The organism is Vibrio ichthyoenteri ATCC 700023 (assembly GCF_000222605.1).
Classification (GTDB): Bacteria; Pseudomonadota; Gammaproteobacteria; order Enterobacterales; family Vibrionaceae; genus Vibrio; species Vibrio ichthyoenteri.
Map to the genome: position 1 here is coordinate 1 of NZ_AFWF01000281.1, position 9,449 is coordinate 9,449.

At 44.3% G+C, this 9,449-nt stretch carries 8 protein-coding genes and 1 riboswitch; of the genes, 3 read left to right on the forward strand and 5 right to left on the reverse strand.

Features of this window, described 5'->3' with window-relative positions:
• Positions 1-339: 339 nt before the first annotated feature.
• Positions 340-873, reverse strand: a complete 534-nt coding sequence (locus RH85_RS18525; protein WP_039949342.1) for a redoxin domain-containing protein — start codon at positions 871-873, stop codon at positions 340-342.
• Positions 874-997: 124 nt separating this feature from the next.
• A complete protein-coding gene (locus tag RH85_RS18530) occupies positions 998-1,885 on the reverse strand; it encodes a LysR family transcriptional regulator (protein ID WP_006714252.1) in 888 nt (295 codons plus the stop codon).
• A 145-nt stretch (positions 1,886-2,030) separates the two neighbouring features.
• Here RH85_RS18530 and RH85_RS18535 point away from each other — a divergent pair, with 145 nt between their 5' ends.
• Positions 2,031-3,287 carry an adenylosuccinate synthetase gene (locus RH85_RS18535; protein ID WP_006714253.1) on the forward strand — a complete coding sequence of 419 codons (1,257 nt, stop codon included), beginning with the start codon at positions 2,031-2,033 and terminating at the stop codon, positions 3,285-3,287.
• 1,238 nt (positions 3,288-4,525) lie between these two features.
• Here RH85_RS18535 and ribB read toward each other — a convergent pair.
• The 3 genes from ribB to RH85_RS18555 form a co-directional block, all read right to left on the reverse strand.
• Positions 4,526-5,182 carry a 3,4-dihydroxy-2-butanone-4-phosphate synthase gene (gene ribB, locus RH85_RS18545; protein WP_006714255.1) on the reverse strand — a complete coding sequence of 219 codons (657 nt, stop codon included), beginning with the start codon at positions 5,180-5,182 and terminating at the stop codon, positions 4,526-4,528.
• Between the two features lie 107 nt (positions 5,183-5,289).
• A riboswitch (FMN riboswitch) is annotated at positions 5,290-5,431 on the reverse strand.
• Between the two features lie 209 nt (positions 5,432-5,640).
• Entirely contained in the window at positions 5,641-6,036 is a 396-nt protein-coding gene (tsaA, locus tag RH85_RS18550) for a tRNA (N6-threonylcarbamoyladenosine(37)-N6)-methyltransferase TrmO (protein WP_006714256.1), read from the reverse strand.
• Between the two features lie 8 nt (positions 6,037-6,044).
• Positions 6,045-6,935, reverse strand: coding sequence for a DMT family transporter (locus RH85_RS18555; RefSeq protein ID WP_006714257.1), 891 nt, complete (start codon positions 6,933-6,935; stop codon positions 6,045-6,047).
• Between the two features lie 106 nt (positions 6,936-7,041).
• Between RH85_RS18555 and RH85_RS18560 the strand changes: the two genes are divergently transcribed.
• The gene (locus tag RH85_RS18560; protein WP_006714258.1) at positions 7,042-7,647 is read left to right on the forward strand and encodes a TetR/AcrR family transcriptional regulator; all 606 of its coding nucleotides are present in this window, start codon (positions 7,042-7,044) and stop codon (positions 7,645-7,647) included.
• Positions 7,648-7,762: 115 nt separating this feature from the next.
• The coding region (gene ggt / locus RH85_RS18565) for a gamma-glutamyltransferase (RefSeq protein WP_006714259.1) at positions 7,763-9,449 on the forward strand (1,687 nt) is incomplete at its 3' end.

Below are 9,449 nucleotides of genomic sequence, written 5' to 3' on the forward strand. Positions count from 1 at the left end.
AGAACAAGGTCAAAAAGGCCTTCAAGCTACTAACGTTGTTGCACTATAATTAGCGCTTAACGTAAGAATAAATAGAAGGTCGCTTAGGCGGCCTTTTTTGTACCTGCAATTTGCCTTCTCAATTTGCCCATCAATTTTCCATGTTCAGGTTTCGTTGCCTAGCCATCTCCTGATCGTGATCAATCACCCATCCAAACTCTCATTCACTTCTCTGTGATGTTGGCTAATATTTATAATTTTCGATTTATCCATCTGATTTTTAAAGTTTCTATTGCTCTAAACGCCTTATCACGTTCAATCAGCCCCATGCTGCGTGGCCTCAAGGAAGTACATTGAGGGCTAAACAAACGTGCCGCGGATTGGGTAGTGATTATTAGGATCGCGTATGAACTTCAATCCTTGCAACAATACCTTGAGATCAGGCCGAGCAAAGGGAGCGTTAGATATATCCAAGATCTGCACTAATCCTTGATCATTGATAACAAACAAAGCCGGTTCAGCAAAAAGGTGATCGGTTTCTTGGTCTGATCTTGGCGTTGAAAGATAAAGCCCTAAGGTTTGCATCTGAGTGATAGTCAGCCCATAAGCAAGTGGGAAGCTGATACAGAGTTTTTCTTTGTGTTCACGAACTTGTTCTTCACTGTCTGCTGAGACGGCAATCACGTCAATCCCAAGTTCACGATATTCCGTGACCAATGGCTCCAACTCATTGAGGTAGCGGGTGCAGAGTGGGCAATGCTGGCCGCGATAAACGATTACTAGCTTCCAATCGTAAGGCGCTTCTGGTTTGCCGAGGGTGACTTCGCCTTCTGCCAGAGTTTTAACCTGCAAGAGAGGAAAGTGAGTACCCGCTTGAAATTTTATGGCTGACATAAGAACCTCTTGTGAGTGAGATGGTAAACGGCTGTGCTTATCATTATAGATGAACAAACCAGCGCAATGGTGAGTTCTCCTTGCCATCAACCTGACCGGCAAGCTAGCAGCCCCTAACTTGCAATTATTTTACTTTCTGAGAACGAAGAATCTCTTCACTAACCCAATTCAATAATTGCTTGATTGCGCGAGATAACACCTGATTTTGTCTGACGATAAAACCCAAGCTGGTGGTTGGAAATTCCGGTAACGGGGTCACCATGGTTTTGAGGTTTAACTTCGGATGGAGTGAAAATTCCGGCACGATGGCGACGCCAAAGCCTGCTTCTGCCCAATCAATTTGTGCATCGACACTGCCCACTTCCATCACGCGATAATTGGGTAAATTTAACGTTGGTAAAGCAAGATCGAGTAGATCACGAGTGCGGGTATCATGACCGAGTAGAATCAGCGTCGGTTCTTCAAGGTTCGCTGATGCTAAACCTTGTTGCCATGCTTGCAGACCATTACCAAGCGCACACCATTTTACCTGTTGTAACTCAGTGAAATGCAGCGGTTGGCTCTCTTTCTGCGCCATCACAAATCCTAAGTCAGCTTTAGCACTTTTGACCAGTTCAGCCGCTTGGGAAGAGGTGGTGTTGAGTAGCGACAGATCGATGCCGGGAAATTCTTGTTTAAAGGATTGAAAGGGCGAAATGAGTAACACTCGAGAAATAATATCGCTTGCCGCAATCGTTAATGTTCCTTGTGATAAATCATTGATGGCATTGAGATCGGCCTGGCAGACCTGCAATTCCATCAGGGTACTTTGAGCACTATTGAGTAGACGTTCACCTGCTTGCGTCAGTCGAAAAGGATTGCGCTCGATGAGCTTGACCCGAGTCGCTTGTTCAAGTTGCTTGAGATGCAAGCTGACATTGGGTTGGGTCATATGCAATTCTGTCGCCGTTTTACCAAAGTGTTCCAAACGCGCCAGTACCACAAAGGTATTAAGCCAGTTGAGGTCTAACATGTTTTTCTCCTGCAAGATCGCGAGTCAGTGGGTAACGTTACTATAACCCTATATGAGATTCTTATCAGGGTTATAACAATTATTAATTTTTCTTATTTTGAGCGGAAGCTTAGGATAAGTCCATCGCTTTTAAGGAGAGTTAATTATGTCGTCTATTGTTGTTGTTGGTGCAAACTGGGGTGATGAAGGTAAAGGTCGAATCGTTGATTATTTGGCAGACCAAGCATCCGCAAGCATTCGTTTCCAAGGTGGTAACAACGCAGGTCACACTGTGGTTAATGACTTTGGGACATTCAAACTGCACCAGCTACCAAGTGGCGTATTTAACCCAGACTGTATCGGCGTTTTAGGCCCTGGTATGGTGATAAGCCCTGCATTGTTATCTGCTGAAATCGCAGAAGTTGAGCAATCTGGCGTAAAAGTAAATCTGTGTATTTCAGATCGTGCCACACTATGTCTACCACTACATGCAGAAGAAGATACTCTAGAAGAACTTCGTCTAGGTGACGGCGCATACGGCTCTACCCGCCAAGGTATTGCGCCTTGCTACGGTGACCGTGTAATGAAGAAGGGCATCTTAGTTGGTTGGCTGAAACAGCCAGAAGTATTGGTAGAACGCCTCCAATTTATGTTGGATTGGAAACTGCCTCAATTGCGCGCACTATACCCAACCTTTAAGTTTGAGCAAACCGCTCAAGAGATGGCGGATTGGCTGCTAGAGGTCTCAGCTCCTTGGCGTGACTCAATCTGTAACGTAACGCTACCACTTAAAGATCTGCAAGCTGAAAGTAAAACACTACTGTTTGAAGCGCAGCTTGGTGCAGGGCGTGACCTTGTTTATGGTGAGTACCCTTGGACAACTTCATCTAACTGTGTGTCTATGTATGCCGGTATTGGTGGCGGTTTGCCAGCACTTCGCCCTGAGCGCGTTATCGCGGTTGCAAAAGCATTTAGCTCATCAGTAGGCACCGGCACGCTAATCACGGCTATGGAAGAGCAAGATGCATTCCGTGAGCTTGCGGGTGAGTTTGGTGCAACGACGGGGCGCCCTCGTGACATGGGTTACTTTGATGCGGTGGCAACTAAAAATGGCGTAGAGCTACAAGCGGCAACAGAAATCGCATTAACGAAAGTGGACTGCCTAACAGGCCTTAACGATCTTAAGATTTGTGTGGCTTACCAAGGCGATCACAGCGAGAACCCAATTTGGCCTCAAACTGCAGCACTAGCACCAATCTACGAGAAAATGGAAAGCTGGAGCGAAGACATTACCGGTTGTCGTCAGTTTGAAGAACTTCCAGTCGCGGCGCAAAAATACGTATTGCGTATTGAAGAGCTAATGGGTGTACCAGTGAAAATGGTTTCCGTTGGCCCTGGTCGCGAGCAAATGATTGTTCGTTAATCATTACGGCTAGATAAAAGAATATGAGAAGCTGATCAGAAATGGTCGGCTTTTTTTATATTACAGGGGAATATATTAGAGAATAGAGAATAGAGAATAGAGAATAGAGAATAGAGAATAGAGAATAGAGAATAGAGAATAGAGAATAGAGAATAGAGAGTAGAGAAAAGGTTAAGGGCTAAGTCATATGATCCGCAGATCTGGCAGCGTATTCTGGTTATTAACGGTGACGCTTAGTGGCTTTGCCCTTGTTCTTTCAGTGCTTTTTCAATGTCAGAAAGCAATGATAGTCAGTATGTTACCTAGATTCTACAGACGAGAGGATGGTCTGAAGAAGAAGTCGATAAGTTAAAATTTGCTGGTTAACTTATCAGGAAAATACAATAAATTCTCCAAGTTTGATGTCATCTTTATTGGTGATATTGCCCATAGAAGATTCTTCGCAATACGAAAAGTTAAGATTGAGATCGTTTACTTTTCCGTTGGTAAGAACATGGCGCTTTAAAATATCACTATTGAGTTGATGAATTGTCGCGTTCCAAGAAGTATTGTCTTTAAATATATTAAATGTTACTAGCAATATGAGTTCCTTTTTCTACAGTTGAATCAGAGCGTTTTTGTTGAAACCAAAATCTTTTACGTCCAAGAGAACGAGCCATAATAATTACCTTATATGTAATGATGTTTATGCTTGAAATAGATCAAGACAAATGATGTTTAATAATTTAATAGAAATTTTAGAAAGGTCTGCTTAATCCATTGTTCAAAGAATGGATTGAGGATCGAATGCATCTACTGGATTGCGGTCACATGTCAGTGAGAGTGTGAGTCTGGCTGATATAAAAAGATGCTGTCTGGCCTTAAATTAGGCTCTATAACCCTTCGAGAACAACAATCTAACTGAACGGATGCTCGTTATCATTAAAATGATGATACTAAGAATCGGTTGAGTAAAACGATCTAATTGTCCCGGAAATTTCTAAACGAAATTTATGCACTGGTTGTAGCTATTATTGGATAGAACTAAGGAGATACAGGGAGAATCTTGCTAGGGATGTCGCTGGAAGTCTTGCTATACGTTAACAACTCTATGTTCAGAGCAGCGGCTAATATACATCTTTAAATTTGAATAGCTAGGTTTTTTTTAATCTTTTTGTTAATCAGCAATCAACACTCAGTTTCAGATATCGAGTAAGTAAGGGAGTATGATGAGCATACTCCCAGTGTAATTACGTCGATTATGCCGACATTTGTAAGCTCTGGTTACGATATTGAACGATATCTTCAATCGTCAATACTGGCATGTCATGTGCCTTAGCAAAGGTAATAATTTCCGGCGTTTTTGCCATTGTTCCATCTGGATTGGTCAATTCACACAATAAGCCTGCAGGCTGAAGATCGGCCAATTTCATCAAATCAATGGTGCCTTCGGTATGACCACGGCGAGTTAATACACCGCCATCGCGAGCGCGAAGAGGGAAAACATGGCCCGGACGTGCAAGATCGCTCGCTTTCGCGTTAGTTGCAATGGCTGTTTTTACTGTGGTTACACGGTCTTGTGCTGACACACCGGTTGTAACCCCTTGCTTTGCCTCAATCGATACGGTAAATGCGGTTTGATTGGCGCTGTCGTTATTGATGACCATCGGTGGCAATTCTAATTGATTAGCATGCTCTTCCGTTAAACATAAGCAAACAATGCCGCTGCATTCGCGGATCATGAGTGCCATTTGTTGTGGCGTAAGGTGTTGAGCTGAATAGATAATGTCACCTTCATTTTCGCGGTCTTCATCATCAAGCAGCATGACGCCTTGGCCATTTTTAAGCGCTTCAATGGCTTTCGCTACACGGGTAATTGGTTCGCCAAATTCGGCAAGTAGTGATGTCTGATTCATGGTTGATTCCTATTTTGCTACCAGAATCAGGGCTATTTTGGAGGGATAGAACACAATGCAAAATGCACCAGTTCTCCACAGGCAAGCCTGCTTAAGATCTGGTGTGTTTCAATTCTCTCTCATCCGGACTATGACCGTCGGCTCTGGCATCTCACCAGATCTGCTGACCTCGACGAATCGAGCGCTCGCGGGCTTATCTTTAAAAGACATACCGCCGGTAGGGAGTTTCACCCTGCCCTGAGAATTTACAGTTTAAGTTGTTTGCCCAATAAGTTAGGCCGCAAAAGAGTATTACAGTTTGTTGTGTTATGGAAACGAAATATCGCAAAGTAAAACGAAATAGGGCGCGATATTGAGTAAATCAGAGCACAACGACTCGCTGCCACTGTGTGAAAGGCGGCAGGGTTTATCATGCAAATCAAATTAACGATAGGGAACAGAATCTATAGTGGCTGGGCTCACTTTTCTCGGTAGATGGCCGGTTTAATATCGATAATTGGTGTATTGTCTAAGCAGTCTAGCCCTTTGACCACTATGATCCCATTTTGTAACGAATCAATCGGTACGACCGCAGCTCCTATGGGGTTAGGGCGGTGGGGTGAGCGCAGAGAGAACACGCCTCTTTCCTGATTTTTGGCTCCATTTTGCAGCACAAGATTACGTCTCCCTTGTGCTAACCAGTAGAGTACAAGAATATCGTCGCCTGCTTTTAGCCCCTCCAAGCCTTGTACATAGCGATCAGACAGTATGAGTTGGCAGTCTGGCCCATCAGGTTGAATGTTGTTGGGGCATTGCTCTAGTGAATGATAAGGCGTTCGGATGGTGCCAATATAGTCTAATGTTGCTTGCGTCATGATGACTCCTATTTATGGTTATTTCTCATCGTTGTGCCGGTATAAACAACAATCGTAATGAAGATGATTAAACCGCCAATCACACTGGTGTTTGCAGGTATTTCCGCGAAGATTAAAAATCCCCATACTGGCGCCAGTACAGTTTCAAGCATTAATGTCATTGATACTTCCGCAGCGGTGATATGCCGAGTGGCAACTATAGACAGTACTCGACCTAAAGGCGCGGTAAGCAACCCCATCGCCGCCATGACTAACCAAGTATTAAGGCTATAAGTGCTGGGTTCTGCTAGAAATGACATAGTGAAAGCGAGTAAAAAACCACCCACAGCGACGCTCGCCAATCGACTAACCTCTTGATATTTTCGCAATAGTGTCAACATCAGCGATAGGCAAATTACAGAGAACATTGCCAATGCATCACCGAGTAAATGACCTGAACCCAGAGAGCCTGAGACCACGATACAGATACCAATCATGACGGCAATAATAGCCATAATGGTTGAGCGATTTGTTTTCTCTCTCAGTAATAGCCAGCTAAAAATAGCTGCGATGGCAGGTGTTGCACTAAGAATCACAAATGTATTCGCGATAGACGTGGTTTTGATGCTCAAAACTAAGCCAGTTGCACTTCCTGACATTAAAATTCCAGCGAATAGTAGTGGCCAACCGCTTTGCTTTATTACCTCTTTAATTTCTCTCTTATCTTTTACTTTAAGTAAAATTGGCATCGATATCGCGCTGAATAATCCGAACAGGAAGGCGGTGTCGTAACCGCTAACGCCTGAAAAACGGATAAAAATAGGGTCAAGGCTCATTAGCGCTGCGCCGAGTATTGCAATCATAAAACCAGTGGAGCGACCGCTCTTTGCACTAATCGAAAAGAATGTTGAATCAGTCATACATTTGTCTCTGCATTTAAATCATACTTTGCAGTATGATTTTTTACTGTTACAGTGTCAATTAAAATCACACTTGTGGGTGTGATAATTTTTTGTGAGAGAAGTGATGAGTAAAATTGAGCAAAATAGAGAAAAGAAAAAACAAGCCATTTTAGCGGCAGCAAAGTCTAACTTTTTGTCAGTGGGCTATACGGCTGCCAGTATGGATGCTATTGCGACTGAAGCGAAGCTGACAAAACAAACACTCTATCGCTATTTCCCCTCAAAATTTCAACTTTTCCAAGCAACTTTGGCCAAGATTGGCGAGAGTTTTAATGACAGATACCTACAACATTTATGTTTAGAGGATCGTCGAGAAGCGTGTGTTACCTTCGCTCAGGAATTTATGGCATTCCACTTATCGGAGGAGCATATTGCAACGCAACGCTTATTAATTGCAGAGTCAACGCAAGCACCTGAAATTGTGGAGAGCTTTATGGCGATGGGGGCAGAGCCCACAAGCGAGGCTTTAACGACCTTTTTTGTCGAACGGTTTGACATCCCACAACCGCAGACAAAAATTGAATTGTGGCTTGCAATGCTGCTTGCGCCTCGTTCTGGTGCGCTATTGGGATTGCCAGCTCTTAACAGGGAGCAAATTAAACAGCACGCAGTGGAAGCGACTGACTTATTGTTATCTGCTCTTGAATCACGATCCCAAAAACGAACGTAACTTTATTCATCTTCCGTTTAAAAAACCGTTAAGCGCTACACTCGTTATGACGTCATAGGAATGACACCGACCCTCTCATCTTTTTCTTCATCTGAGTGAAAAAATAAGGATATTTATGCATATAACAGCTAGGTTAAGTAGCGGTTTAGCTCTGTTTTCACCTTTATTATTTGCCGCTGATGTTGCTGACGGTGTCGCCCCTGAGCTCACAAGTAAGGTGACCGGCAAGCAAAAAGTGACGGCAGAGCAATACATGGTGGTTGCCGCGAATCCGTTGGCGGTAGAAGCAGGCTATCAAGTGCTACAGAGTGGTGGCAACGCCGCAGATGCTTTGGTTGCGGTGCAAACCGTTCTTGGTTTAGTCGAACCGCAATCTTCAGGTTTAGGTGGTGGCGCATTTTTGCTCTACTACAACGCTAAAAAGGGGGCGCTCACCACTTACGATGGTAGAGAAACCGCCCCGTTAGCGGTAAGGCCCGAGCTGTTTCAAGATGAAAATGGTCAGCCACTTAAATTTTTTGATGCCGTGGTTGGTGGTCGTTCGGTTGGAACACCGGGAACGGTAAAGTTGCTGGCTGAAATGCACAGTCAGTATGGAAAACAGCCGTGGACAGAACTTATGCAGCCCGCGATTCAACTGGCCAACAATGGCTTTGTAGTTTCTGAGCGCTTGGCATCGTCTATCGAGCGCGACAAAGATCGCTTGAGCCGTTATCCCGATACCAAAGCTTACTTTTTTACCTCTGATGGACAACCATTACCGCAGGGGCATTTGTTGGTTAACAAAGCCTATGGGCAAACGTTACAAACCATCGCAAAACAAGGTGAACAAGCTTTTTATCGCGGACAAATCGCACAGGATATCGTGGCGAAAGTACAAGGTGTGAGCGACAATCCCGGCTATTTAGATTTGCAAGATTTAGCCATTTATAAAGTGATTGAACGTGAGCCTACATGCGCGCCGTATCGCCAGTATGAGGTCTGTGGAATGGGCCCACCAAGTTCCGGTGCACTGACTCTTGGACAAATTTTTGGCATTGTCAGTCATTTTGATTTGCAATCGATGGGCGCAGAAGATCCCGTTGCTTGGCAAATTATCGCTGATGCCTCTCGTCTTGCATTTGCTGATCGAGGCCGTTATATCGCCGACAATGATTTTGTGCCTATGCCGCAAGGGTTGCTGGATAAAACCTATTTGGCTGAGCGCGCGAAGTTAATCGCTCCGGGTACTGCCCTAAAAACCGTTTCAGCTGGTGAACCGCCTTGGGATGCGCGCATTGCTCTTGCCGAAGATCAGTCAATCGAGTTACCAAGTACCACTCATATTGTGATTGTTGATAAACAAGGCAACATCATTTCAATGACCAGCACGATAGAAAATGGCTTTGGTTCACGAGTCATGAGTAACGGTTTTTTGCTCAATAATGAATTGACGGATTTTTCCTTTGCAGCGCATCAAAATGGTAACCCTATCGCGAACAGGGTCGAGCCGGGTAAACGTCCTCGCTCTTCCATGGCGCCAACAATTGTTATGCAACAAGACAAGCCTTATATGGCGATCGGCTCTCCCGGAGGCTCGCGAATTATTGGTTACGTGGCACAAACCTTAATTGCCCACTTCGATTGGGGAATGGATATTCAACAAGCGATAAATATGCCTCGGATGGTAAATCGATTTGGTACTTATGATCTTGAACAAGGAACCAAAGCCGTACAGTTTCAACCAGCCCTTGAAGCCATGGGGTATCAAGTGGAGGTGCGAGATCTGAACTCTGGTATTCATGGGGTTGTATTTACGCCAC